We start from the raw sequence: 25,585 nt of genomic DNA, 5'->3' as shown, positions 1-25,585 counted from the left end.
GCGAATGATCCATAACGGAACCTCGAGACGGATCACCCGGAGTTGTGACCAAGCTCACATCAAACGCTCGACTTCTGGCGCAGTGTAATGGTGTTATTGATATCCGCGAGGTCCGGATGTACTGCACGAATTGCGCAGCCGAAGTCCCGGAGCAAAGGGAATTTTGTGGGCACTGCGGAGCGGCGGTGGTGCGGCGCTGTGCGGCCTGCGGCGCGGCAAACCCAGCCCTCAACAAGTTTTGCGGCGACTGCGGGACCAAATTGCGCGTCGATTCTCCCGCGGTAGTACCGACGGTGCGGGCCTCGCGCCCGATCGAGCGCCGGCAGCTTACGGTACTGTTTTGCGACCTGGTCGGATCGACTGCGCTCTCCGCGAGGCTCGACCCCGAAGACTTCAGCGCAATCATCGCCGGCTACCGGCGCTGCATCACTGAAACCGTTGCCCAGTTCGACGGCTTTGTCGCGCGACATCACGGCGACGGTGCGGTGGCATACTTTGGCTATCCCCATGCGCATGAAGACGACGCGGAGCGCGCTGTTCAAGCCAGCCTCGCACTGGTGCAGGCGGTCGCCGCCCTCCCCATGAAAGAAAAATTGAACGCGCGCGTCGGTGTTGCCACGGGCGTCGCGCTTGTCGGCGATATGTCGGACAGCGCGATTTCCGAGGAGCACGGCATCCTCGGCGACACCCCGAATCTTGCCGCCCGGCTGCAGTCGCTCGCACAACCCGGCGGCGTCATTATCTCGGATCGCACAAAGACGATCGCGGGACGACAATTCGAGTATCTCGATCTCGGTAAAGTCGAGATCCAGGGATTCGTAAAGCCAGTCGCTGCCTGGCAAGTCGCAGGCAGGACAGCAGTGACCAGCCGATCGCATGCGCTCCAAGGTAGCGATTTGCTGCCGCTGATCGGTCGTGATGAAGAAATAGAGCTGCTTCTGCGCCGATGGGAGCGGGCCAAGAGTGGCGAAGGTCAGGTGGTGCTGCTTTCCGGTGAAGCGGGAATCGGCAAATCACGGCTTACCGTCGCGCTGCTGGAGCAGCTTGCTCGCGAGCCGCACATCCGCCTGCGTTGCTTCTGCTCGCCGCAGCATACCGACAGTATGCTCTATCCGGTGATCGGCGAGATGTTGCGCGCCGCGCGCTTTGCTCACGACGACAGCCAGCAAGTGAAAGCGGACAAGCTTGACGCGCTGCTGGCGCAAAGTTCGACGCCGCCCCAGGATGCGGCGCTGTTTGCCGAAATGCTGTCGCTGCCCAACGATGGACGCTACCCTCCGGTTGAAGTTGAGCCGCAGCTCCGTCGCCAGAAGACGCTGAAGGCGCTTGATTCGCAAATCGAGGCGCTGGCGCGGATCAATCCCGTGCTGGTGATTTTCGAGGATGCGCATTGGGCGGATCCAACCAGCCTCGAATTGTTCGCGCGGACGGTGGACCTAGCCGTGAACCACCGACTCTTGATACTGGTTACTTTCAGGCCGGAATTCAGACCGCCCGTGATTGGACGGCCGCACGTGACCGAACTGAGCCTCCATCGGCTGGCGTCGAGCGACGTCCACTTCCTGATCGAGGGGGTCGTCGGCAGCCGATCGTTGCCGGCGGCGATCCGCCAGGACATCATCGAGCGCACCGACGGCATTCCGCTGTTCGCCGAGGAGATGACCAAGGCGGTGCTGGACGCGGAGGGCGAGAGTGACGCACAGCGCGTCTGCGCAGGGGCGCCGACGCCTGTAGTGGCGGTTCCGGCAAGCCTGCAGGCTTCGCTGATGTCGCGGCTCGATCGGCTCGGGCCGGCGAAGAACGTGGCGCAGGTTGGCGCGGCGATCGGCCGGGCATTTCCCCACATGTTGCTGGCCGCGCTTGTGCGAAAGCCAAAGGAAGAACTGGACTCCGACCTCGACCGGCTCATTGCGGCGGGCTTGCTGTTTCGACACGGCACCCCGCCTTACGCGAACTACCTGTTCAAGCATGCGCTGGTGCAGGACGTCGCCTACAGTACGCTGCTGCGGGAGCAGAGGCGCACGCTGCATGCGCGCATCGCCGAAATCCTCCAAAGCCAGTTCGCAGAAATCGCCGAGAGCCAGCCCGAGCTGCTGGCGCGTCACTACACAAAGGCCGACCTCATCGAGAAGTCAGCGCGCCTGTGGGGCAAGGCGGGACAGCGCTCACAGGAGCGTTCGGCGCTGGTCGAAGCCGCAGAACAACTTGGCCAGGCTCTGGCGCAAATCGCAACCTTGCCCTCTACGTCCGACCTGCGCCGCGAGCAGATCACATTACAAGTCGCGCTCTTGAACACGCTCATGCATGTCAAAGGCTATGGCGCGCCTGAAACGAAAGCTGCCGTAGCCCAGGTGAGAGCGTTGATCGAGCAAGCGGAACGGCTCGGAGAACCTCCCGATGACCCTTCGTTGCTGCTCTCAGCTCTCTTTGGCCAGTGGATCGTCAATTTCATCAACTTCAATGGTGACGTTGCGCGAGAGCTCGCAGCGCGGTTTCTGGCGCTTGGCGAGAAGCAGGGAGCGACGGTGCCGCTGATGATCGGACACCGCACCATGGCGAGTACGCTCGCGCTGATGGGGAACCTCGTTGAGGCCAGGGCGCACTACGATGAAGCGCTCGCCCTTTACCGCCCCGCCGAGCACCGGCGATTGATGACGCGATTTGGTCAGGACCTCCGGGTAACGTGCCTGGCCTTTCGTTCAATGGCCTTGTGGCTGCTCGGTTATCCCAAGGCTGCGCTCAGGGATGCCGACCGCGCACTCATGGAGGCGCGCCAGATTGAACATGCTGCCACTTTGATGTTCACGCTGAATTTCCCCATTCTTGTTAACACCTATTGCGGGAATTACCACTCGGCAGACGAACATCTCAAAGAGCTTGTTGCGTTAGCCGAGGAGAAAGGTGCCACGTTCCGAAAGGCGGAAGGCGTGTTGCGGCGGGGCTATATCCTGACCCTCACGGGGAAAGCCACGAAGGCGGTCGAGATCGTCACGTCGGGTATTGATTTATGGCGATCGGCCGGATCGACGATATTTACGCCGGAGCAGGAATTCATGTTGGCGATCGCCCACGCCGATTCAGGCCAATTTGATGACGCCTGGCGCTGCGTCGGCGAGGCAATGACGGCGATGCAGGCAACCAAGGAAAGATGGTGCGAGGCTGAGGCTCATCGTGTTGCCGGTGAAATCGCGCTCAAGTCGCCGCAGCGGGACGTCGCGAAAGCGCAGGCGTATTTCGAGCATTCCCTGAGCCTTGCGCGCGCACAGCGGGCAAAGTCATGGGAGTTGCGCGCGGCCATGAGCCTGGCGCGGCTCTTGGGCGAGCAGGGTAAACGGCAAGCGGCACGTGACCTTCTCGCCCCCATCTACGATTGGTTCACCGAAGGTTTTGACACAGGCGACCTTCGAAAGGCCAAGGCGTTGCTCGGCGAGCTTCATTGATCAGGCCATCCGGTGATGCGTCCTAGGCCGCTGCCACGAGCATCAGCCCTGCGCCGATCAGGCTGACGCCGATCCAGCCGCGCAGCGGCACCTTCTCCCCAAGGAAGAGCCAGGCGCTAGCCATCAGGAAAACCGGCGCGAGACCCTCGAAGGCGTAGAGTTGACTGAGCTCATATTTGCCCAGCAGATCCAGCCACAGGAAGAACCACAGGCTGAACAGCGCGATGCCGGCGAAGAGCCACAAGCCGGTCTGAACCCGTGATCGGTCTTGTCCGTCCATGCCGGCCATCGCATGCTTGAGCAGGAGGTTTCCGGCAACGACGAGGACCTGGCAGAACAGGCAGAGGAAAAGCGTGAAGGCGGTCATAGGCGTTCATCCGCAACTGCCGACGGCGCCGCCGCTAGGACGCGTTTGGTGATGTCCGCTTACGCAGGTTCGATTGGGCGGATGGCTCGTTGATGCATGCGGAGGTCGGAATAGACGGCGGGGCCGTGATGATCGGTGGCGGCACGGCTGAATTTCACACGCAGGGACGCATAAGCTTGTTCTGCACTACCGCTACCGTGAGCCAACGAAGAGATGTCAGACGCGCGCTGGAATTTGGTCGCTATCGGGGCATGGCGGGCATCGATCAAGCCGCATCAATCAGCCTCGATTAATGAGTGTGCGTCTGACCCGTTGTAGGCATCGCCTTACCGGCAAACACGCTCGGCGTGCAGAGCCGGCAACCGCGAGCCTGCCTATTGGCTTTCGTGTCCTTCCGCGGAGTGCTAGCGTTCAGGCCGAACCCACTCTTCTGGGGGGAACGTTCCACGAGCGGGTGGGCTTACTTTGCTGTTTCCGACGGATCTGACCTCGTTCCTCGACCTCATCCGCCAACACGGCGATGCGGCCTACAGCTTCATGTTTGCCTACGCGGCCTCGCATAGCCTGCTGCTTGCGCTGTTCGCGGGTTACGCGGCGCATTCGGGCGCGCTGGATCTTGGCACGCTTATCGTGGTGTGCTGGTTCGGCAGTTTCGCAGGCGATGTCATTCGCTTCTGGATTGGACGGCGCTATGGCGCTCGTTTGCTCAAGCGGTTTCCGCGGTTCGAGCGCACCGTGCAGACCGTCGTTCGTCTGACGGACCGTCACTATGTCTGGATGATCCTGTTTCATCGTTTCCCGCACGGTGTCCGCGGGCTGGCGGGGTTTGCCTACGGGATATCGCGGCTGCCCTGGTCCACTTTCCTGGCGCTCAACTTCGTGGCTGCCGGCCTTTGGTCCGGCGCCGTTGTCTCGGCCGGCTATGCCTTCGGTCAATTCTCGGAGGCATCCATCAACAATGCCTCCTCGGGCCTGGGCATCGTGATGCTGGTCGCGTTTCTGGGCCTGTCCTGGTTGCTCAGCAGGAAGCTCGATCAGATCGTGCAGCGATACTGAGCGGCTGCTGATAGCCGCAGGGTGGGCGAAGGCGCATCTGCGCCGCGCCCACCCTATGTCCGCTATTCCTCGATTGGGCCGGCAAGGGTGCGACGAAGGCGCTGCGTTTCGCGCCACGTCTCACCGACCTCTTTCCCAAAACGTGCGAGCTTGATTGCTACGTGGATGATGATGAGTGTGACCATGGCTATTGACCCGCCTTGACAAGCAAGCGGCTGATTTGTCGCTCTGCATCGTCAGACATCTTTTGCAGCCCGTGGGTGGCAATGTACTGCTCGACGACGCGGTCAGCCCGTCGCCGATTCGATTCGGCGTAGGCGCGCAATAATCGTGCGACTAATGAGGATTTTTTGTTCGGAGCAGAAAGCCAGGCCCCAGTGGTTAGTACGTTCGCCATTAGATGGCTCCTTTATCGGAGTTATCCTTGGGGCGAATTTCCTACCTGTATCACAGATAGGTACTGGTGAGCGCCAATGCGAGATCAAAAGCGCGCATTCGTGCATCAATTCGCACCCTGCGAAGCGCAACGCGGTCACGTTCCGGTGAGTCAAATTAGCGGCTGAGGAACAGATGTTGTTCGGCCTTCAGTCAGCCTGCTGCGAGTTTCATGATTTCGTCTGGATGGGACCCGGCGGACGGACATCCGGGGTTCGCTGGGGATCACGGTCAGTTACGCTCAGCGAGAAGTATTTTCTCGCGACGACATCGAGCAGCGTTGCTATCAACTCCTGGTCTGATTTTTCCTCGCGCTGTTTGGCTTCCAGTAAAACCTTTTCGACCTGCCCGTCGAAATAGGCGGCCGTGACCTCGTCAACCGCCGGCGCGATCAACGCCAGTCGCGCTCGCGCACGAGCGCGTTCGAATTTTGCATTGGCCATTGTCGCCTCGATGCTTACGGATTTCCGGACTTCTGTTTCGCTCTCTGAGATCAGAAACGCTCAGGGCTAACCGGGTGATTTTCAGTCCGTTCCGGCTGCAAACACGAAAACTGGGCCGTTGCCGAACGTTTTGCTGCGACTCGAAAGGGCCGCGAACGACGGCCCATGATGGTTAAGGACCGACATTCCGGACCTGCCGAGGTTCTGCGCCGACTTTGAGCCGTGAGGACGGCGCTTCATAGGAACCGGCCGATCGTGACCACGTTTCCCTCTCGGCCAGGGAGAGACCGGAAGATGGATAACCTGACGAAGAGAGATCAGCCCGATCGCAGCAAGATCAACATGAGCCAGAATTTCGAGGTCAAGTGTTGGCTGAAGGCGCTCGGTGTTTCAAAGGACCAACTGCAACGAGCTGTAGAGAAGGTCGGAAACTCGGCCGCTGCCGTTCGCAAGGAATTGGGAGTCTGACGAGCGAAGCTGTACGGCATGGGATACCGCGGGGCCGTTGTCGCTCGGCGGAGTGGGCGATCACGCCGGGAACGGGTTAGATGTCAGCGCGTACCGATGCGTTGATGTCGCAGCAAGAAGCCGGCAAAATTGCCGCGTTCATCATTCTCCGCTGTGGCCGGTTGTCACCCGGCATGAGCCGTTGCTTCAACGCGCGGACCGACGTTTGTTTCCTCGCTCTCCCGATGAGACGGTGGCTTGGCAGCAGAGGGACGGGCGCCATGACGAAAGCGTCAATCTCGTGGAACATTCATCATTCTGACCCGTTCTCCGAAAACACAGTCACTTTTTCTGGAGGACTAACATGAAGAATCTCGTTGCCGTCGCACTTCTCAGCACCGCGATCGTTGGCGGCGCGGCTTATGCGCAGACGGCCCAGCCTGTCGATCGTACTGCACCGGCCGCGACCACCAGCCCGGCTGCAAGTTCCGACAAGATGATGCTCAAGGGCAAATGGCGCGCGTCCAAGCTCATGGGCCTCGACGTCTATAATGAGGCCAATGAAAAGCTCGGCGACATCAATGAACTGATCCTGGACAAGGACGGCAAGGTGAACGCCGTGGTTATCGGCGTCGGCGGCTTCTTGGGGATGGGCGAGCACGACATCGCCGTTACCATGGACAAGCTGAAGTTTATCGAGGAACCCGTCCGCACCAGCTCCACCACGACCACGACACGCGAAACCACGACCGGCACAGCCACGGCGCCGGCCAGCACCACCGCGACCACGACGGCACGTGCGAACACGGCGAATGACTGGACTCCCGATCATGCCGTGATGAGCGGCAACAAGGACCAGCTCAAGGCACTGCCGCAGTTCAAATATTCGGACTACAACTAAGCTCGTCTAGCGGCTTCGTTGGAAATGAAAGGCCCCGTTGCGACGGGGCCTTTTTCGTGAGCCGCGGCATATTCAGCCGTCATCACCCGCGAAGGCGGGTGATCCAGTATTCCAGAGACAGCGATGATCGACCCGACAAGCCGCGGCGTACTGGATCCCCGCCTGCGCGGGGATGACGGTGGAGTATGCGTCGCAACTTCGCAATGACTTCGAGAGGCCGCCGGCCTTACTCGGGCGCCCCATGCATCGCCTTGCGCTCCCTCGCGTATCGCACCAGCGCGACGAAACGGTAGATGCCATGCACGAACTTGCCATAGGGCATGGTGATGAACAGCGAGAACACCACGCCGAGATGCAGTGCCAGCAGCGGGCCCATCACGGCCGTCTCGCGCAGGATCAACAGCGCCAGACCGGTCAGGCCGGTGAGAAGCAGCATGACGATAAACGCGATATCCATGCCGTAGCGGGCTTCATCGACCAGCACGGGATCGCGCTTCCATCGTTCACGGAGCAAGCCGATCGGGCCGATCAAGAGCCCGATGCCGCCGAGTGTGCCGAGCACCACGGGCAGATCCCACCATGCATACGGCGCCGCGCGCGCCAGCAGATAGTGATAGAGCGTCGCCACACAGGTCGAGGCGAAGCACAGCGCAAACCCGTAGAACGTCAAATGGTGATACAGCTTGCGACGATCGGTCGGGCGGTCGTCCTCGTTGAAGCAGCCGACCCCGCCACCATCGAGATAGCGCAATTCGCCGGCATCGCGGATCGCCTGTAGCAGCGAGCCCATATCGGTCTTCATGCCGACGGGCTCGCCGATATCGCGCCAGAACGCGCGCACGCCCATGATCAGCGCGACGATCGCATAAAGGAACGCCGCGCCGAACAGGGCAGCCATCGTGTTGTGTGGCATCAACTTGTAGAACGCGCCGGGGCCGGTATGCGTACCGAACAACACCTGCCGGTCGTGCAGAGCGGCAAAGCCGATGATGAACGCGGCGACGCTGAGCGCGGCAACGAGGCTGATGACGAGCCCGTTGCGCGCGAAGGCGCCCGCGAAGGCGCGGGGCCAGGCATAGGCCGCGTAGGACTCGGCCCGCGCCACTGCAAGCGTCTTCGGCACATTGACGTTGAATTCATGCGGCGGCGAGAACTGGCAGTCGGTGTAGCAGGCGCCGCAGGAATGGCAGAGATTGGCGAGATAGTTGAGGTCGCCGTCGGAAAACGCGCGGCGCATTTCCATCGCCGGAAACACCGCGCACAGCCCCTCGCAATAGCGGCAGGAATTGCAGACCGTCATCAGCCGGTCGGCCTCTTCCAGAATTCGCGTTCCGTGCATTCGCTGCTTCCTGCTCCGATCGACCCCGACTACTTCGTCAGCCCCTTGCCTTCGAGCCACTTCTGGATCAGGGCGGCGACCTCGGCATTGTTCTTGTCCATCATCACCATGTGCGAGTTGCCCTTGATGCCGGCCTGCGGCAGGTCGACGACATCGACGCTGCCGCCGGCGGCCTTGATGGCGTCCGCAAAGGCGATGCCGTTGGCGCGGATTTTCGGCCAGCGCGAGTCCTTCTCGATGTAGTCGCCGTAGACGATTAGCGTCGGGATGTTTTTCAAGACATCGACCTTGGCGGGATCGCCAAGGCCGGCCGGCTCGATTGCGATCAGCGCCTTGATCTTGTCGGGCCGCGCCTGCGCCACCTTGAAGCCAAAGCTGCCGGCCTGGCTGTGGAACAGGATGATGGAGGGACCGACGCGGTCGATCTCGGCGATGTAGGCGGCGATGATCGCGTCGTCGGTGGTGGTCCAGCGCGGCACGTTCTGCTTGACGAAATTCTCATAGCCCTCGTTCGGAAACTGGCTGCCCGGCGCCAGCTTGCGCTTGGCCGGATCGGGGTCGTAAGAGCCCGCGCCGTCGCCAATACGAAACCGCTCGAAGGGATTGGCGGTCGTGAGGAACACCGGCTCGCTCTTGAAGATGTCGGGGTATTGCGCCCAGCCGGCGCGGCCGCGCTCGACCGCGTCAGAATTGTAGACGGCCCAGCCCCTGCGCAGGAAATAGTTCAGCCAGCCCTCGCGTCCGTCCGGCGTCGTCTCATACGTCACACCGGTGAGGCCACCGCCGTGCCACATCAGAAGCGGATACGCGCCCTTCTCGTTGGCGGGCAGAAAATACTGCACGTACATCTGCTCGACCTGATAGGTGCCGTTGGGATCGACTTTTGCAGGCACGCCGCCGGGGGTGAAGGTGACTTCCTTGACCGGCTTGCCCGAGATTTCGACGAGGCGCCCGCCGACATGGAACGAGCCCATATCGCGCAGCGCGATCGGCTCGGCGGCGTGGGCCAGGGTTGCGCCCATCAAAACTGCCGCAGCAGAAACAATCGCAAGCCGCATCATCAATCCTCCCATCGTTGTTGTCTCCCGCTCCCCGCAAGCGGGGCGAGGTGATCCGAACTCCGCGTCAATTCTTCGCATTCCGCGCCGCTTCCCGTCCCGCCACCCGGCCGAACACGCTGCCGATGGTCATGCCGATGCCGGCCGCATAGCCCTTGCCGAGCACGTTGCCGGCCATGATCTCGCCGGCCGCAAACATGTTGGCGGAGGGCTTGCCGTCCTTCATCACCATGCGCGACTGCCTGTTCACGCGGGTGCCGAGATAGGTGAAGGTGATGCCGGGCCGCACCGGATAGGCGAGGTAAGGCGCCGTCTCGATCCTGCGCGCCCAGTGCGTCTTCGGCGGCGTGATGCCTGCGGTGCGGCAGTCGTCGAGGATGGTGTGATCGAAGGTGCCGGGCTGCACCGCGGCGTTGAATTCGGTGATGGTCTTTTCCAGCGCGGCCGGATCGAGCCCGAGCTTGCCGGCGAGTTCGGCAGGCGTCGCGCCCGCGATCGGCGGAAACAGCGTCGGCATGAAGCTCGTAACGACCGTCGAGTCGAAAATGATGTAGGCGATCTGGTCCGGCTGGGCTGCCACCAGCCGGCCCCAGATTGCATAGCGCTTCGGCCAGATGTCCTCGCCCTCGTCGTAGAAGCGCTCGGCGTGCTTGTTGACGACGATGCCGAACACCACCGAGTCGTGCCGCGTGATGATGCCGCCGTCGAATTTCGGCGCGCGGGCGTCGATCGCCACCGCATGGCATTGGGTGGGATCGCCGATGTCCTGCACGCCCTTGTCGAGCAGCATTTTGAGGATCGAGCCGCGGTTATAGGGCGTGCCGCGGATCAGGAAATTGTCGGCCGCCTCGCCCCAGTATTCCTTCAGCCATTCGATGTTGGCTTCAAAACCGCCGGCCGCCGCCACCAGCGCCGCGGCACGGATTTCGCTCGCGCCGTCGATCGGCTGTTTCAGCTTCGCGGAAAGGAACATGCCGTGCTCGATCTGAAGGTCGGTCACCTCGGCATCGTAAACGATCTCGACGCCAAGCTTTTCGGCGGTCAGGTAGAGCGCGTTCAGCATCGCCCGTCCGCCGCCGAGGAAAAACGAGTTGGTGCGGCCGAGGCTCAGCGTGCCGCCGAGCGAGGGCTGCCAGCGCACGCCCTGTTCGACGATCCAGTTCAGGATGTCCTTGGACTCGGCGATCATGAACTTCGCCAGTTCCTCGTCGGTCTGCCCGCCGGTCAGGCGCAACAGATCGTCCCAGAATTCCTCTTCCGTGTAGGGACCGGTGAGAATCTCGGTCGCCGCATCATGCGCGCAACGCATGTTGCGGGTGTGGCGGGTATTGCCGCCGCGATAGAACTTTGGCGCGCCTTCCAGCACCAGCACGGAAGCGCCGGCCCGCCGGGCGCTGATGGCAGCACACAAAGCGGCGTTGCCGCCGCCGATCACCACCACATCGAATTTTTTTGTCAGATCGGCCATGCGCTCTTGTTGTCGTTTGTTGGCCTGGAGATCAAACCGGCGCTCGGCCAGGAAAATCCATCCGCCCTGCGATTTTCTAGCCTGATGAAGCGGCCGCGTCACGCGTCTCGTGCTCGAACTTCGTCAATCAGTGCAACCGCATGCGACGATGTCGCATGCACTTCGCATCGCGGAATATCCGCGAGGTCAGGCCTTGCCCTGCACGGAGGCGAGCAGCCATTGCCGGAAGGCCGCCAGTTTGGGCGGGTCGGTTCTGTCCGTGGGCGAGACCAGATAAAAGCCTGCGTCGACCGGAAATGCGATGTTGAACGGAACGACCAGCCGCCCCTTGGCGATGTCTTCCTGCACATAGGCGGTGCGGCCCATCGCGACGCCGAGGCCGTCGATCGCGGCCTGCACGGTCATGAAGATCATGTCGAAGGTGACGCCCGGCTGTTTGGAAAAATCGGCCGGCAGGCCGGCCACCGTCAGCCACAGCCGCCAGTCGTCGTAGTTGGCGTTGCTGGTGTGCAGCAGCACGTGATCCCGGAGGTCTTCGGGGCATTTGAGCGGCTTGCTTCCCTTGAGCAGCGCGGGGCTGCACACCGGGAACAACTCGTCTGCCATCAGCCAGTCGGCGCGGACGCCCGGCCACTGTCCGCGACCGTAGCGGATTCCGGCGTCGACATTGTCGCGCTGGAAGTCGACCAGGTTGGTCGAGGTGGTGATGCGCACATCGATGCCGGGATGGGCTTCCTGAAACGCGGTCAACCGCGGCAGCAGCCATTTGGCGGCAAGCGAGGCCAGGGTCGACACCGTCAGCACGTGGTCGTCGTCCTTGCGCAGCAGGCGGTCGGTCGCAAGCCTGAGATCGTTGAACGCGGCGCGGATGCCGGGGAGATATTCCTGCGCCTGCTGCGTCAGCGTCAGCGAGCGGTTCTGGCGGACGAACAGGCGGACGCCGAGCTCCTCCTCCAGCCGCTTGATCTGGTGGCTGATCGCGGTCTGCGTGACGTTCAGCTCGGACGCCGCCTGGGTGAAGCTCAGATGCCGGGCCGCAGCCTCGAAGGCGCGCAATCCATTCAGCGACGGCAGCCTCGCAGTCATTCCACAATCCCCAAATGTATGAGTTTATATCATCCGAAACGGTACAAAGTGTCGCTTGTGGAAGGCTCAGATAGCGCAGATATTAGCACCAACAGAATACTACAGGAGCCGAAAATGTCCACTTACACCCATGAATCGATGATAAATCATCATGAATCCGGGATTTTGAGCCAGATTGGCGAGACCCTGCATGTCTGGCGGCAGCGCTACCAGGCGCGCCGCGAACTGGCGAGCTGGTCCGAGCGGGAGCTCCACGACATCGGAATCTCCTGGAGCGATATCGCCTACGAGACCGAAAAACCGTTCTGGCGGGCTTGATGGCAGCCAGGCTGGCGACGCCCGATCACGGGGACGCCAGCCGCTTTTTTCCAGCTCCGCGGGAGCGACCCATGACCACGATGCGTCTCGACGACCTCAGGCAATATTCCGACGTGCTGCGCGCGCGGAATGGCGAGGTGGTGACCGTGCGCTTCGTTGAGCCGCGCGATGCCGGGGCGTTGCAGAACTATTTCCGCTCGCTGACCACGGGGTCCCGCTACAACCGCTTCCTCGGTGCGATCCGCGAACTGCCGGCGTCGCTGCTTGAGGATTTCATCCATATCGGTGAAGCGGATCGGTTCAGCGTGATCGCGACCATGCTGGTCGACGGCCGCGAGACCATCGTCGGCGAGGCGCGCTATGCCTTCGACAGCGATACGGCCTCAATCGAATTCGGCCTGTCGATCGACGACCGTTGGCAGGGCCACGGCATCGGCAGGGCGCTGATGAAAAACCTCGAATGCCGCGCGGCTTCGTTCGGCGCGACGCGCCTGTTCGGCGACACGCTGCGGTCCAATGATGCGATGATCTCGCTCGCCCGCAAGGCCGGCTACGCCTTCACCAATACGCCGAACGACTGGAAGCTGACGCGCTTCCAGAAGCAGATTTATGTCGAACCGCAGGAAATCCCGTGCGCCAGTTGGCGGCTCGCCGCCGTCTCTCCCAGCGCAATGTCCTCGCTTGCGGTCTGACCACTGAGCCCGGTTCTGGCCGCACCAGAACCGGGCTATTTTCTCACCTCCCGCCACGGCGTTGATAATCCCCGTATCCCGGTCTAGCCTCCGCGTCACTGACGAGAGGGCCGGTCATGACAGTCGACGCGGGTTTCGTGCGGCGGATTTTCGCAGGTCTCGAGCATGGCGACGGCGCGGGCTTTTTCACCCACGTCGCCGATGACGTCGACTGGACCGTGATGGGCACGCATCCGCTCGCCGGCCACTACAAATCCAAAGCCGATTTCGTCGCCGGTACCTTCGCCAAGCTCGGCAAGGTGTTGCCGAACGGGGCACAATTGCACGTCGATAACCTGATCGTGCAGGACGATGTCGCGATCGTGGAGCTGCATTCCGAAGCGACCGCCAAAAACGGCTTTCGCTTCGACAATCATTATTGCTGGGTCTGCTACTTTGGAAATGACACCATCGTGCGCGTGCGCGCCTATCTCGATTCGGTGATGGTGGCGCGGCTGTTCGCGGAAAACCCGATCGGCTAGCTCAAAGATCCTGCAGATCAATTGCCCTTGAACACCGGCTTGCGCTTGTCGATAAAGGCTTGCACGGCCTCCCTGTGATCGGCCGTCACCTGGGCTCGGACCATGCGCTCGGCCTCATGATCGCGCGCGGTGGCGAAGTCGAACATCAAGGCTTCGTCCAGATTATCCTTCATGTAGCGGATCGCGATCGTTGGTCCTTCGGCAATCGATTTAGCGAGCGCGAAGGCTTCCGCCTGCAGCCTGTCGTCCGGGACCACGCGGTTCACCAGGCCGATCGCCTCGCACCTGGCCGCATCGACCCTCTCGCAAGTGAACATCAATTCCCGAGCCCGCGATGTGCCGACCAACCGTGTCAGGAGCCAGGCGATGCCGTAATCGCCGCTCAGGCCCACCTTGAGGTAGCCAGTGGAAAGGAATGCCGATTGCGCGGCGATACGCATGTCGCAGGCCATCGCCAGAGCTAATCCGGCGCCGACCGCTGGGCCGGGCAGGGCGGCAATGGTCGGCTTGCGCACCGAGACCAGCGCGCCGGTCAGGAGACGCTGTCGCTCCTGCAAGTCGGCGACCCGCTCGTCATGGGACATTGCGAGCTTTGTCTTGTCGCGATTGGCCCCCATGCCCTTGACGTTGCCGCCGGCGCAGAACGCCGTGCCCGCGCCGGTCAGCAGCAGTGCGCCGACATCCGGATTCTCGCCGCAGGCCTTGATCATGCTGCGCAGCGCCGGGGTCAGATTATCCGACATCGCGTTGCGGGCCTCGGGCCGGTTCAGTGTGATGACGGCGACGCGGTCGCGGATCACGCACAGCAGTTCGTCGGTGCCGGTGTCGATTTTGGTTTCGGTGGTCATCGTTCCCCCTGTTGTTGTTGTTTCGTCATTTGCGATGAACCGTAGGGTGGGCAAAGCGAAGCGTGCCCACCATCGGGCAACGCATTCGATGAGAGATGGTGGGCACGTCGCTTCGCTCCTTTGCCCACCCTACGCATCTACGCGTTCATGTCGTCAAAACTTCTCCACCCACGGCCGCAATTCGACCTCCCAGGTCCAGGCGCTGCGCGGTTGCTGCAGCACGCTCCAGTAGCTCAACGCAATGGCGTCGGGGTCGAGCATCGAGTCCGGCCTGTCGGCAGGCTCAGTACGGGCCGCACTACGGATGCCGCCGTCGATGACGAAATGCGCAACGTGAATACCCTGCGGCGACAATTCGCGCGCCATGCTCTGGGCCAGCCCGCGCAGTGCGAACTTGCCCATCGCGAACGGCGCCGATTGCGGATAGCCCTTGACGCTGGCGGAAGCGCCGGTGAACAGGATCGCGCCGTGCTTGTTGGGCAACATGCGCGTGGCCGCCTGCTGTGCCACCAGAAAACCGCCAAAGGCCGAAACGGCAATCGCCTGCGCAACATCCGCTGGAACCAGGTCGGTAAAGGCGCCGCGCGCCCGTCCGCTGGCGTTGTAGACCACGATATCGGGCGTGCCGATCTCGCGCTCGACCATGCCAAAGAGACGTTCGACATCCTCGGCCTCGGTCGCATTGCAGGCAAAGGCACGGGCGCCCGTCTCGGTGCAGAGCGCCCCGAGTTTTTCGATCTTGCGCGCGGCGAGCGCAACTTTGATGCCTTCGCGCGCGAACAGCCGCGCCAGCGATGCGCTCAATCCTTCGCCGGCGCCGACGATCAGGGCAATCTTGTATTTTGGCAATTCCATGGGCGAGATCCTCGGATGGTGGGACTCGGTATCTAGGAACCGGATTCCGCCTGGCAATCGTCCGCCATGGGGAGGCCCCTCCAATTATGCTTGTTGACGGCACCTCCGCCTGCGCTATCGGTAGTTGACCAACATCGGGCGGAACGAACAAGGGCTAAAAATGCAGCCACGCATGCATGATCGCGCGACAGGTTCGGCCAATCAGCCGGGATTGCTCGCGCCCGATACGACAGGGATGAATTTTTACCGGGCCGATCCGGCGCTGACCGATCTGCTGCGGCTGCATCTTCCCGATGCGCTGTTCCGCCATATCGAGCCGCATCTCGATCGCCTCGGCGAATTGGCCGGAGGCTATCTCGACGAATGCGCGCGGCTCGCCGACCGCCATACGCCGGTGCTGCATCAGCGCGACAAGTTCGGCCGCGATACGCAGCACATCGAATATCACCCGGCCTATCGCGAACTGGAGAAGGCCGCGTTCGGCGAGTTCGGCATTCACGCGCTGTCGATCCGCAAGGGTATCATGGGCTGGCCGGACAAATACCCTGTGGTTGCCAAGCACGCCTTCACGTTCCTGTTCAATCAGACCGAGTTCGGCATGGGCTGTCCGATCAACGTCACCGACGGCTGCGCCAAACTGCTCAACAATTTCGGCAGCGAAGCGCTGAAAGCCAAATATCTCGACGGCCTGACGCAGACCGACATGAGCAAGCTGACCCAGGGCGGCCAGTTCATGACCGAGAAGGATGGGCGGCTCCGACGTCGGTACGCTGACGACGAGCGCCGTGCAGGACGGCGAGCATTGGCGGCTCTATGGCGAAAAATGGTTCTGCTCCAATGCGGACGCCAAGGTGGTGATGCTGCTGGCGCGCCCGGAAGGAGCGGGGCCGGGCACGCGCGGCGTCGGGCTGTTCCTGATGCCGCGGTATCTCGACGACGGCTCGCAAAACCACTACCGGATCGTTCGCCTGAAGGACAAGCTCGGCACCCGCTCGATGGCGTCGGGCGAAATCAAGTTCGAAGGCGCGATCGCCTATGCCGTCGGCAAGCTCGACCGCGGTTTTGTGCAGATGGCCGAGATGGTCAATTCGTCGCGGCTCTCCAACGGCGTCAAGTCGACCGCGCTGATGCGGCGCGCGCACCATGATGCGATGACGGTGGCGCGAAACCGCGTGGTGTTCGGCAGCCGCATCATCGACTTGCCGCTGGCGCGGCGGCAATTGATGAAGATCATGCTGCCGACCGAGCAGGCGCTCTCCATGAGTTTTCTCACCGCGGACGCACTCGATCGTGCGGAAGCCGGCAGCCAGGATGCCGCGGCGCTGTTGCGGATTTTGACGCCGACTTTGAAATTCCGTGCGACGCGCGATGCGCGCAAGGTCTGCGGCGATGCGTTGGAGATGCGCGGCGGCATCGGCTACATCGAGGAATTTGCCACCGCGAGGCTGCTGCGCGATGCCCATCTCGGCTCGATCTGGGAAGGCACTGGCAACATCGTCGCGATCGATGCGCTGACGCGCGCGGTCGGCCGTCACGGCGCGGATGCGGCGCTGGCGGCAGATTTGCACGCCCGCCTCGACGACAGCGCCAACGTGCCGCAGGCCTGGCGCGACCGCTTGCGGGAATTGACCGACCACGCCGTCGGTTTCGCCCGCGAGGTCGCCAGCCGAAGCGACAATGAGGGCGATGCGCGGCGCGCCACCAGCCTGCTCTATCATGTCGCCAGCGCCGTCGCGTTGGCCTGGGAGGGCGGGCGTATCCACGAGATGCGCGGCGACGCCCGGCGGCTGTTGCTGTCGCGGATGGTAATCGATCATCGCGTCGCGGCGGGCGATCCGTTCCGGCTTGCGGAAAATGCCGCCCAGCGCGCCATCACCGATCATTTGCTCGGCGAGCGCAACGTCGGCATGGCCGAGGTTGGCGAATTGCTTGTCGCGGCGTAGGCTGGCTACAATTCCGGTTCAAAAAACATAAACTACAGGGAGTACCCGATGAAGGCCGCCGTCCTGCATGAAGTCAACAAGCCGCTCGTGATCGAGGATGTCAGCGTACCGAATCCCGGCCCGCGCGAAATCCTGATCCGCACGCGCGTCGCCGGCCTCTGCCATTCCGACCTGCATTTCATGGAAGGGCTCTACCCGCATCCGCTGCCGGCCGTGCTTGGGCATGAATCCGCCGGCGTGGTCGAAAAAGTCGGCTCCGACGTCACCTATGTAAAACCCGGCGATCACGTCGTGACCTGCCTGTCGGTGTTCTGCGGCACCTGCGACAACTGCACCACCGGCCGCACGGTGCTGTGCACCGACACGACCGTGAAGATGCTGCCCGGCCAGTCCAACCGGCTGTCCTGGGCGCGCGAGGAGAAGCTCCATCAGTTCCTCAACCTCTCGTCTTTCGCCGAGCAGATGCTGGTGCACGAAAACGCCATCGTCAAAATCCGCAAGGACATGCCGCTGGAGCTGGCGGCCTTGATCGGCTGCGGCGTCATCACCGGCTATGGCGCGGTGGTGAATACGGCCAAGGTTCAGGCGGGCGAAACCGTCGCCGTGATCGGCTGCGGCGGCGTCGGCATGGCGGCGATCAATGGTGCTGCGATCGCAGGTGCCGGCCGCATCATCGCGATCGATACCAACCCGGTGAAACTGCAGCTTGCCACCAAGCTCGGCGCCACCGACATCGTCGATCCCGCCAGGGGCGACGTGGTGCAGCAGGTGCGCGAACTCACCGGTGGCGGCGTGCATCACTCCTTCGAGGTGCTGGGCCGCAAGGAAACCGCCGAGCAGTCCTTCTCAATGCTGGCGGCCGGCGGCACCGCGACCATCGTCGGCATGATCCCGTTCGGCCAGAAGATCGAGCTGCACGGTTTTGACTTCCTGCGCGAGCGCCGCATCCAGGGCTCATCGATGGGCTCCAACCATTTCCGCGTCGACATGCCCCGCCTCATCGAATTCTACATGCGCGGCAAGCTGCATCTGGAAGACTGGATCTCGGCCAAGCTGAAGCTAAGCGAGATCAACGAAGGCTTTGCCAACATGAAAGCCGGCAAGACGCTGCGCAGCGTGATCATGTTTGATGCGTGAGGTGTAGTTCAAGCGTAGCCATATCCGTCGTCCCTGCGTTCGCAGGGACGACGTCGTGAAAGCTTCTCTTACCGCGACACATGCGCCGAGACCGCGAGCCACTTGCCGTTCTGCTTCGCCCAGCAGTCGGTATAGCGGCCGTGGGCTTGCTGACCGTCGGTCGTGGTGTAGCTGGTGGCGGCGTGGATGATCGCGAAGTCGCCCAGCACGCGGATCTTCACGTCGTGTGCGGTGAGGTTCCTGATCGTTACCGGTACTGCCGTCTGTTTCAGGAACGCCGCGCGGTCGACCAGCGACTTGTCGGGGTTCGAGCAGTAGAAATCTTGCGCCAGGATTTCATCGAAGCGTTTGACGTCGGAGTTCTGGACTGAGTCGACGTAGTCGCGATTGAGCGCGGTCAGCTCTTCGATATCCTTGCTCATGGTTGTCCCTCCGGTCTGGCTTCCCCGCCATTTCGAGGAGCGGGGCGGCGAAGCAATCCGCTTCATTTCTGAGGTGATTATGGATTGCTTCGCGTCACACGCAATGACGTCGCGGGTAAGTTTCGCCTCTCAATCATCAAACATCGGCGGCGGCTTGAAGCCGCCGAATTCGCGTTCGATCAGTTCGGCCAGCCTCAAGGGCGTACGGTCTTCCAGCCAGGGGCCGACGATCTGCACGCCGACCGGCAGTCCATCCGGCGAAAAGCCGGTAGGGATCGCGGTGGAGGGCAGGCCGGGCAAGGTGGCGATGCTGGGCCAGGAGAGCTGATCGGTATAGACGTGATCCTTGCCGTCGATCCTGATGCGGCGCGTCTCCTGGTCCTCGGAGTGATCGTGCGGATAGGCCGGCGTCGGCATGATCGGGCAGATCACGGCGTCGTAGGTCTTGAACAGCTCGCGCCATTGCGCGCGCAGGCGGGAGCGTCCGCCATCGGCCATTAACCAGTCGCGGTGACTGAGCGCGATGCCGCGCAGGCGCTCGGCGGCGAGGCTGTTGTCCCCGGCCGGCAGCGCGGCCGCGGCGGCCTGTGCGCCGGCATAGGTTTCGGGCGCAAAGGAAGCCGCGAGGAACGACATCAGCATCCGCATATAGAGCCGGCTTGACGCTGCGAAATCGGGCAGCAGCGGACTGGTGCGGTCGACCTTGACGCCGGCCCTGGTGAGATTTGCGGCAAGCGATTCCAGCGTGCCGCGCACCACGCCGTCGGTCGGCATGACCGGATCGGTATCGATCAGGAGCACGCGAAAGTTCTTCAGCTCCGTGTGGCGCGGCGGTGGTAATGCGAGGCTATAGGCCTTGCCGGATTCGAGCGGATCGGGCCCCGCGATCACGTCGAGCAGCAGCGACAGATCGGCCGCGCAGCGCGCCATTGGCCCGATCACGCTGAGATCGCGCGTGGAAGGCAGCGGCGGCATGGGCGGCGGCGTGTGGCCGCGCATGGCGACGAGGTCGAACGTCGGTTTGTGGGCATAGATCCCGCAATGAAACGCGGGCACACGCAGCGAGCCGCCGATATCGGAGCCGAGCGACAGCGGGCCATAACCAGCCGCGACCGCCGCCGACGATCCGCCGGAAGAGCCGCCCGGCGTGCGGCCGAGATCGAAGGGGTTGTTGGTGGTGCCGTAAATCTCGTTATAGCTCTGCCAGTCGGCGAGCCCGAGCGGGACGTTGGTCTTGCCGAGGATGACGCCGCCGGCATCCTTAACCCGCGAGACCGGCAACGCGTCTTCCTTCGGCGTAAAATCCTTCTGCGCCGGAATGCCCCAGGTCGTCGGCAATCCCGCGATATTGTAGGATTCCTTGAACGTCACGGGCAGGCCGAGCAGCGGCTTCTTCACGCCGCGCGCGAGTTCGGCGTCGGCGGCGCGGGCGGCCGCGAGGCCGCGCTCGAAATCGCGAACACAGATCGCATTGATCTTCGCGTCGTGCCGTTCGATCCGGCCGATCGCGTCCTCGGCCAGTTCGACGGCGGAAACTTTTTTGGCAGCGAGGGCTGCCGACAATTCAACGGCGGTCTTGAAACTCCATTGCGACTTGGCCAAGGCGTACTCCCGATCTGTCCTTCGATGCGGCGCGGATGATGCTCAGTTTGGGCGCGCGCGGCAAGAGCAATGGCTGTACAGCGGCGATCCCGTGATGTTGCCAGCCGCTTGGCGAAGCGCCGGTTGGGCGCTAATCTTCCGATCAACAAAAATGAAAACAGCGCGGGAGGCTCCGATGAGAGCGGCGTGGATCGCTGGCGCGGTGATTGCCGTCGCAATCGGCGGCCCAACGGCGACGGCCGGTGCGGCCGAGATCAGGTTGGCCGAGCAGTTCTCGATGGGCTACCTGCAGTTCAACGTCATGAAGCGTGACAGGCTGATCGAGAAATACGCTACCCAACGCGGCCTGAAGGATTTCAAGGTTTCCTGGCAACGCTTCAACGGCCCGGTGGCGATGAACGAAGCGCTGCTGTCGAATTCGACCGACATCGTCAGCGGCGGCGTGCCCGGCCTCATCACGCTGTGGGACAAGACGCAGGGCACCTCGTTCGAGGTCAAGGGAATCTGCGCGCTGAGTTCGCAGCCGTTCCTGCTCAACACCGCCAATCCTGACATCAAGTCGATCAAGGATTTCACCGAACGCGACCGCATCGCGGTGCCCTCGATCAAGGTATCGGTGCAGGCGGTGTTGCTGCAGATGGCGGCAGCGGCGGCCTATGGCGAAGAAAACTACGCAAAACTCGATCCGCTCACGGTGTCGATGTCGCCGCCGGATGCGACGATTGCGCTCCTGAGCGGCGCGGGCGGCGTCAGTTCGGCCTTCAGCGTGCCGCCGTTCCAGTTCCAGCAACTGGAGCAGAACAACATCCACACCGTGCTGTCGTCATTCGACGTGCTCGGGCCGCACACCTTTACGGTGGCATGGACCTCGGCGCGGTTTCGCAAGGACAATCCCGAACTCTACGGCGCTTTCCTCGATGCGGTGAAGGAGGCGACCTCGATCGTCGCGGCCGATCCGAGAGGGACCGCGCAAAGCTGGATCAACGACAGCAATTCCAAGCTGCCGCTCGAGATGGTGACCAAGGTAGTGACGGCAGCCAATGTCGAGTGGACCATGACGCCGGCCGCCACGATGAAATTTGCAAAATTCATGCGCCGGGTCGGCACCATCAAGCACGAGCCCGCGTCGTGGAAGGACATGTTCTTCCCGGAGATCGGTGGGCTCAACGGGAATTGAGATCCTACGCCCCGCCGATCAATATCCCGACCGCGAGCACGATGCCGCCCCCGAGCACGATCTGGAACGCCGCCTGCAGGAACGGTGTGTCCATGTACCGCGCGCGAATATAGGCGATGGCCCAGAGTTCGAAGAACACCACGATGCCCGCGATCCCCGTCGCGATCCAGAACGCGTTCGCCCAGGAATCCGGCACCAGATAGGGCAGGGTGTGGCCGAGGCCGCCGAGCGCGGTCATGATGCCGCTGGCGGCGCCGCGCAGCCAGGGCGAACCGCGCCCGGTCAGCGAGCCGTCGTCCGACAATGCCTCGGCAAAGCCCATGCTGATGCCGGCGCCGATCGAGGCGGCTAGTCCGACCAGAAACGTCGGCCAGTTCTGATGCGTGGCAAAGGCGGCGGCGAACAGCGGCGCCAGCGTCGAGACCGAGCCGTCCATCAGTCCGGCTAACCCTGGTTGCACATATTGCAGCACGAACATGCGCCGCCGCGTCTTGTCCTCTTCGGCGCGCACGTCGGGGCTTAGAATTTCGCCGGTCAGCTTGGCCGCGAGTTGTTCGTGGCCCTTTTCTTCCTCGGCGAGGTCGCCGAGCAAGCGGCGTACGCCGACATCCTCGGCCTGCTCCGCGGCCTTGATGTAGAATTGCTCGGCCTGAAGCTCCATCGTCTCGACCTCCTTGCGGATGGTGTCGAGCGACAGGTTCTTCGTCAGCCAGATCGGGCGCCGCTTCAGGAATCCCCTGACGTCCTCGCGGCGGATCGGCGGCAGATGCGCGCCGAACCGCTGCTCGTACATTTCCAGCAGCCGATGGCGGTGGCCGCGTTCTTCCTCGGCCATCTCCTCGAAGATCTTGGCCGAGTCCGGATAACGTTCCGCGAGGTCTTCCGCGAAGGTCATGTAGATGCGGCTGTCTTCCTCCTCGGAAGAGATCGCTACAGCCAGCACTTCGCGCTCGGTCAGATCGGCGAATTTCTTCACGGGACAGCGCCTTTTCTTACTTTAGAATCATTCTAATATTGGCTGTCGCCGGGGTCAATTGCCGTGCCTGGCCTGGTTCGCCTTCTACGCGCTCGCCTGCGCCCCTCGCAGGAATTGCACCAGCAACCAGCTCACCTCGTTAGCCTTCTCCTGCTGCACCCAGTGGCCCGCGCCATCGACGAGATGGCAGCCGATCATGCGCGTGCAGGCCTTCTGCATGGCCTCGTACACGCCGGGGCGCTGATAGGTCCCCCAGTCCTGCTTGCCCGAAATGAAGGCGGAGCGCACGTCGATGGTGCGGCCCGACCAGGTCTGCAATTCCGGCGTGAACGTGCCCGAGGTGCCGCAGCGATACCATTGCAGCCCGCCCTGGAATCCGTTGCGTTGGTACTCCGCGCTGTAGAAGGCCAACTCGCTGTCCGGCAGCCATGTGTTGGCGGCGACTTCCGCCGCCGACGGCATTTCTTCCGCGACGGTCGCGGCCATGTCCTTGGCGAGGTCCATGACGTAGTAGGTCGGCAGCTTTTCGATTTCGCTCGCCGTCCAGGATTTGAGCGGGTAGGGCGTGTTGGCTTTCCAGTCCGCGCTCTTGTGGTGGTAATAGGCGCGCAGGAAATCATGCACGCCCTGCGGCGCGTGGTGCATGTCGTCGTTGGCCTCGCGTGTCGAGTAGTACCATTGGTAATGTTTTCGCGGGCGCAGCAGCCCCGCCAACTCGCGATGAATGGGATCATCGACGGGCTTGGCGGGTTCGTGCACCGTGTTGAAGGGCAGCGCTGGCGGGCCACCGAACGGCGCGCTCATCATGACAACGGAGCGAAACACGTCCGGCCGGATCAGCGCGCACCACGCCGCGACCGACGAGCCGAAATCATGCCCGATGACAGCGTCGACGCTGCGGTAGCCGAACGCCGACACCAGCCCGAGCGCATCGCGCACCAGATTGGTGAGCCGGAACGAGGCGAGGTCGCCATCGTAATCCGCATCCCATCCGGTGGTGCGGCCATAGCCACGCTGGTCCGGCGCGATCACGTGATAGCCGGCCGCCGCGAGAACCGGCATCACCTTGCGCCAGCTAAAGGCAAGTTCGGGGAAGCCGTGCAGCAGTAGCACGCAGGGCCGGCCTGAAGTCTCGAAGCCGGCCTCCAGCACGTGCATGCGCAGGCCGTTGATGCCATCGACGTAGCGCGAGCGGACGGTTGATGGCAGCGGGATGTCGGGGAGGGTTGTCATCGTTTGCGCCTCTCTTCCCCTCTCCCCTTCTTGTGGGAGAGGATGGATCGAATGAGCGTAAGCTCATTCGAGACGGGTGAGGGACCTGTCTCCGCAGATAGAGACCCCTCATCCGCCTTCGCGTTCCGCGAAGGCACCTTCTCCCACAAGGGGAGAAGGGAAGGAAGGACGAAAACATTCGCAGCATTCCGTAGGGTGGGCAAAGCGCAGCGTGCCCACCATTCAAAGCAACGATCTGGAGAGATGGTGGGCACGGTTCGCTTTGCCCACCCTACGATTCATGCCTTCGCCGCAGGCTTCGGCCAGTACTTGTCGCGCAGATGCCGCTTCACCAGTTTCCCGGTCGGCGTACGCGGCAGCTCTGCTTCGAAGTCGATGCTTTTTGGGCATTTGATCGGCGACAAATGCTTGCGGCAGAACACGATCAGTTCGGCCTCGAGCGCCTTGCCGGCCTTGGCCATGTCGTGCGGCTGCACCACGGCCTTGACCTCTTCGCCCATTTCCTCGTTCGGCACGCCGAATACAGCGACGTCCGAGACGTCAGGATGGGTGATCAGGACGTCCTCGGTCTCCTGCGGATAGATGTTCACGCCGCCTGAGATGATCATGTAGCTCTTGCGGTCGGTGAGATAGAGAAAGCCTTCCGCGTCGAGATAGCCGACGTCACCGAGCGTCGACCAGCCCTTTTCGTTGTAGGCCTTCTTCGTTTTTTCGGGATCGTTGTGATAGGTGAATACCGGCGCATCGGCGAAATAGACCGTGCCGATCTCGCCTACGGGACGCTCCTCGTCGTTCTCGTCCAAAATCTTCACCTTGCCGACGACGGCGCGGCCGACGGTGCCGCGGTGGGTCAGCCATTGCTGCGAGGTCGATACCGTGACGCCATTGCCTTCGGAACCGGCGTAATACTCGATCAGGATCGGTCCCCACCATTCGATCATTTTTGCCTTCACGTCGACGGGGCAGGGCGCGGCGGCGTGGATCGCGCCCTTCAGCGTCGAGACGTCGTAGCGCGTGCGCACTTCATCGGGCAGTTTCAGCATGCGCACGAACATGGTCGGCACCAGCTGCGACTGCGTGGCCTTGTATTTCTCGACCAGTTTCAGAAATTCCTCGGCGTCGAAATGCTCCATGATGATGGAGGTGCCGCCCAGCGTGATGGCCATCATGTTGAAGCGCAGGGGAGCTGCGTGGTAGAGCGGCGCCGGCGACAGATAGATGCTGTCGGACGACATGCCGCACATGTCGGCGCACAGGATCTTCAGGAACGCGTTCGGCTCGTCGATCGCCTTGCCCTCGAAATCCTTCTTGATGCCCTTGGGCCGCCCGGTGGTGCCGGACGAATACAGCATGTCGTAGCCCGCCACTTCATCCGATATCGGCGTGGCCGGCTGCGCGGTGGCTTCCTTGTCATAGGAACGGAAGTAAGGCTCGGGCTCGTCCATCATGTAGAGCAGCGGGCCGTCGACCTGGCCGACGAGGCCCTTGACCTGCTCGGCGCATTTCGGCGTGGTGATGAAGACCTTTGCGCCGCAGTCTTTCACGATGTAGGCGATCTCATCCTGCGTCAGATAGCGGCTGATCGCGGTGTAATAGAGACCTGCGCGCTGCGCGGCCCAGCAGATCTCCATGAAAGCGAGGCGGTTTTCCATCAATAGCGCGATGTGGTCGCCGGCCTTGAGGCCGAGCGAACGAAACAGGTGCGCGCCCTGGTTCGAGAGCTCGTCGAGCTCGCGATAGGTAATCGCCTTGCCGGTCGCCGCCATCTGGTAGGCGATCTTGTTCGGTGTGTTGCGGGCGTGGATGGACGGGTGGGTCATG

23 protein-coding genes and 1 pseudogene are annotated in these 25,585 nt (G+C 62.6%); 10 read left to right on the top strand and 14 right to left on the bottom strand.

Going from position 1 to position 25,585, the window contains the following annotated elements; genetic code table 11:
- The first annotated feature begins 44 nt into the window (after nucleotides 1-44).
- Nucleotides 45-3,440, top strand: coding sequence for an AAA family ATPase (locus ACVWVY_RS02845; protein ID WP_456624951.1), 3,396 nt, complete (start codon nucleotides 45-47; stop codon nucleotides 3,438-3,440).
- 22 nt (nucleotides 3,441-3,462) lie between these two features.
- Here ACVWVY_RS02845 and ACVWVY_RS02840 read toward each other — a convergent pair whose 3' ends face one another.
- Entirely contained in the window at nucleotides 3,463-3,807 is a 345-nt protein-coding gene (locus ACVWVY_RS02840) for an EamA family transporter (protein ID WP_456624950.1), read from the bottom strand.
- Nucleotides 3,808-4,272: 465 nt separating this feature from the next.
- Here ACVWVY_RS02840 and ACVWVY_RS02835 point away from each other — a divergent pair, with 465 nt between their 5' ends.
- Nucleotides 4,273-4,863, top strand: coding sequence for a DedA family protein (locus tag ACVWVY_RS02835; RefSeq protein WP_456624949.1), 591 nt, complete (start codon nucleotides 4,273-4,275; stop codon nucleotides 4,861-4,863).
- A 187-nt stretch (nucleotides 4,864-5,050) separates the two neighbouring features.
- Here ACVWVY_RS02835 and ACVWVY_RS02830 read toward each other — a convergent pair whose 3' ends face one another.
- Together ACVWVY_RS02830 and ACVWVY_RS02825 are read right to left on the bottom strand one after the other, a co-directional pair.
- Entirely contained in the window at nucleotides 5,051-5,260 is a 210-nt protein-coding gene (locus tag ACVWVY_RS02830; protein WP_456624948.1) for a hypothetical protein, read from the bottom strand.
- Between the two features lie 208 nt (nucleotides 5,261-5,468).
- Entirely contained in the window at nucleotides 5,469-5,741 is a 273-nt protein-coding gene (locus ACVWVY_RS02825; RefSeq protein WP_456624947.1) for a hypothetical protein, read from the bottom strand.
- A gap of 294 nt (nucleotides 5,742-6,035) precedes the next feature.
- Here ACVWVY_RS02825 and ACVWVY_RS02820 point away from each other — a divergent pair, with 294 nt between their 5' ends.
- Nucleotides 6,036-6,209: a DUF3606 domain-containing protein gene (locus ACVWVY_RS02820; RefSeq protein ID WP_456624946.1), complete on the top strand. Its 174-nt coding sequence runs from the start codon at nucleotides 6,036-6,038 to the stop codon at nucleotides 6,207-6,209.
- Between the two features lie 343 nt (nucleotides 6,210-6,552).
- Nucleotides 6,553-7,089 (top strand): PRC-barrel domain-containing protein, encoded by a 537-nt coding sequence (locus ACVWVY_RS02815; protein ID WP_456624945.1) that lies wholly within the window; start codon nucleotides 6,553-6,555, stop codon nucleotides 7,087-7,089.
- A gap of 226 nt (nucleotides 7,090-7,315) precedes the next feature.
- Here the strand turns inward: ACVWVY_RS02815 and tcuB are convergent, their stop codons facing one another.
- The 4 genes from tcuB to ACVWVY_RS02795 form a co-directional block, all read right to left on the bottom strand.
- Nucleotides 7,316-8,428: a tricarballylate utilization 4Fe-4S protein TcuB gene (gene tcuB / locus ACVWVY_RS02810; protein WP_456624944.1), complete on the bottom strand. Its 1,113-nt coding sequence runs from the start codon at nucleotides 8,426-8,428 to the stop codon at nucleotides 7,316-7,318.
- A 29-nt stretch (nucleotides 8,429-8,457) separates the two neighbouring features.
- Nucleotides 8,458-9,489, bottom strand: coding sequence for an esterase (locus ACVWVY_RS02805; RefSeq protein ID WP_456632082.1), 1,032 nt, complete (start codon nucleotides 9,487-9,489; stop codon nucleotides 8,458-8,460).
- A gap of 64 nt (nucleotides 9,490-9,553) precedes the next feature.
- Nucleotides 9,554-10,945, bottom strand: coding sequence for an FAD-dependent tricarballylate dehydrogenase TcuA (gene tcuA, locus ACVWVY_RS02800; RefSeq protein ID WP_456632081.1), 1,392 nt, complete (start codon nucleotides 10,943-10,945; stop codon nucleotides 9,554-9,556).
- Between the two features lie 195 nt (nucleotides 10,946-11,140).
- Nucleotides 11,141-12,040, bottom strand: a complete 900-nt coding sequence (locus ACVWVY_RS02795) for a transcriptional regulator GcvA (RefSeq protein WP_456624943.1) — start codon at nucleotides 12,038-12,040, stop codon at nucleotides 11,141-11,143.
- A gap of 114 nt (nucleotides 12,041-12,154) precedes the next feature.
- Between ACVWVY_RS02795 and ACVWVY_RS02790 the strand changes: the two genes are divergently transcribed.
- The 3 genes from ACVWVY_RS02790 (at nucleotide 12,155) to ACVWVY_RS02780 (ending at nucleotide 13,571) form a co-directional block, all read left to right on the top strand.
- Entirely contained in the window at nucleotides 12,155-12,358 is a 204-nt protein-coding gene (locus tag ACVWVY_RS02790; protein ID WP_456624942.1) for a DUF1127 domain-containing protein, read from the top strand.
- Nucleotides 12,359-12,429: 71 nt separating this feature from the next.
- Nucleotides 12,430-13,050 (top strand): N-acetyltransferase family protein, encoded by a 621-nt coding sequence (locus tag ACVWVY_RS02785; RefSeq protein WP_456624941.1) that lies wholly within the window; start codon nucleotides 12,430-12,432, stop codon nucleotides 13,048-13,050.
- Nucleotides 13,051-13,166: 116 nt separating this feature from the next.
- The gene (locus ACVWVY_RS02780) at nucleotides 13,167-13,571 is read left to right on the top strand and encodes a nuclear transport factor 2 family protein (RefSeq protein ID WP_456624940.1); all 405 of its coding nucleotides are present in this window, start codon (nucleotides 13,167-13,169) and stop codon (nucleotides 13,569-13,571) included.
- 17 nt (nucleotides 13,572-13,588) lie between these two features.
- On the opposite strand, the gene ACVWVY_RS02775 is transcribed toward ACVWVY_RS02780, so the two are convergent.
- Together ACVWVY_RS02775 and ACVWVY_RS02770 are read right to left on the bottom strand one after the other, a co-directional pair.
- A complete protein-coding gene (locus ACVWVY_RS02775) occupies nucleotides 13,589-14,419 on the bottom strand; it encodes an enoyl-CoA hydratase (RefSeq protein ID WP_456624939.1) in 831 nt (276 codons plus the stop codon).
- A 153-nt stretch (nucleotides 14,420-14,572) separates the two neighbouring features.
- A complete protein-coding gene (locus ACVWVY_RS02770) occupies nucleotides 14,573-15,274 on the bottom strand; it encodes an SDR family NAD(P)-dependent oxidoreductase (protein WP_456624938.1) in 702 nt (233 codons plus the stop codon).
- Between the two features lie 160 nt (nucleotides 15,275-15,434).
- On the opposite strand from ACVWVY_RS02770, the pseudogene ACVWVY_RS02765 reads away from it, so the two are divergent.
- Nucleotides 15,435-17,217: pseudogene (locus ACVWVY_RS02765) on the top strand (acyl-CoA dehydrogenase family protein).
- Between the two features lie 48 nt (nucleotides 17,218-17,265).
- On the top strand, nucleotides 17,266-18,354 hold the full coding sequence (locus tag ACVWVY_RS02760) for a Zn-dependent alcohol dehydrogenase (RefSeq protein ID WP_456624937.1): 1,089 nt from the start codon (nucleotides 17,266-17,268) through the stop codon (nucleotides 18,352-18,354).
- 68 nt (nucleotides 18,355-18,422) lie between these two features.
- Here the strand turns inward: ACVWVY_RS02760 and ACVWVY_RS02755 are convergent, their stop codons facing one another.
- Both ACVWVY_RS02755 and ACVWVY_RS02750 read right to left on the bottom strand, forming a co-directional pair.
- Nucleotides 18,423-18,776, bottom strand: coding sequence for a nuclear transport factor 2 family protein (locus ACVWVY_RS02755; RefSeq protein ID WP_456624936.1), 354 nt, complete (start codon nucleotides 18,774-18,776; stop codon nucleotides 18,423-18,425).
- Nucleotides 18,777-18,905: 129 nt separating this feature from the next.
- Nucleotides 18,906-20,378 carry an amidase gene (locus tag ACVWVY_RS02750; RefSeq protein ID WP_456624935.1) on the bottom strand — a complete coding sequence of 491 codons (1,473 nt, stop codon included), beginning with the start codon at nucleotides 20,376-20,378 and terminating at the stop codon, nucleotides 18,906-18,908.
- A gap of 175 nt (nucleotides 20,379-20,553) precedes the next feature.
- Here ACVWVY_RS02750 and ACVWVY_RS02745 point away from each other — a divergent pair, with 175 nt between their 5' ends.
- Entirely contained in the window at nucleotides 20,554-21,555 is a 1,002-nt protein-coding gene (locus ACVWVY_RS02745) for an ABC transporter substrate-binding protein (protein WP_456624934.1), read from the top strand.
- 4 nt (nucleotides 21,556-21,559) lie between these two features.
- Here ACVWVY_RS02745 and mbfA read toward each other — a convergent pair whose 3' ends face one another.
- From mbfA to ACVWVY_RS02730, 3 genes are all read right to left on the bottom strand, one after another.
- Nucleotides 21,560-22,531, bottom strand: coding sequence for an iron exporter MbfA (gene mbfA, locus ACVWVY_RS02740; RefSeq protein WP_456624933.1), 972 nt, complete (start codon nucleotides 22,529-22,531; stop codon nucleotides 21,560-21,562).
- 84 nt (nucleotides 22,532-22,615) lie between these two features.
- Nucleotides 22,616-23,764, bottom strand: coding sequence for an alpha/beta fold hydrolase (locus ACVWVY_RS02735; RefSeq protein WP_456624932.1), 1,149 nt, complete (start codon nucleotides 23,762-23,764; stop codon nucleotides 22,616-22,618).
- A gap of 278 nt (nucleotides 23,765-24,042) precedes the next feature.
- Nucleotides 24,043-25,584: an acyl-CoA synthetase gene (locus tag ACVWVY_RS02730; protein WP_456624931.1), complete on the bottom strand. Its 1,542-nt coding sequence runs from the start codon at nucleotides 25,582-25,584 to the stop codon at nucleotides 24,043-24,045.
- Nucleotide 25,585 lies beyond the last annotated feature (1 nt).

The organism is Bradyrhizobium sp. URHC0002, assembly GCF_054059515.1.
Note: the sequence above shows the minus strand (reverse complement) of the source record. Positions and strands in the feature narration are given on the sequence as shown.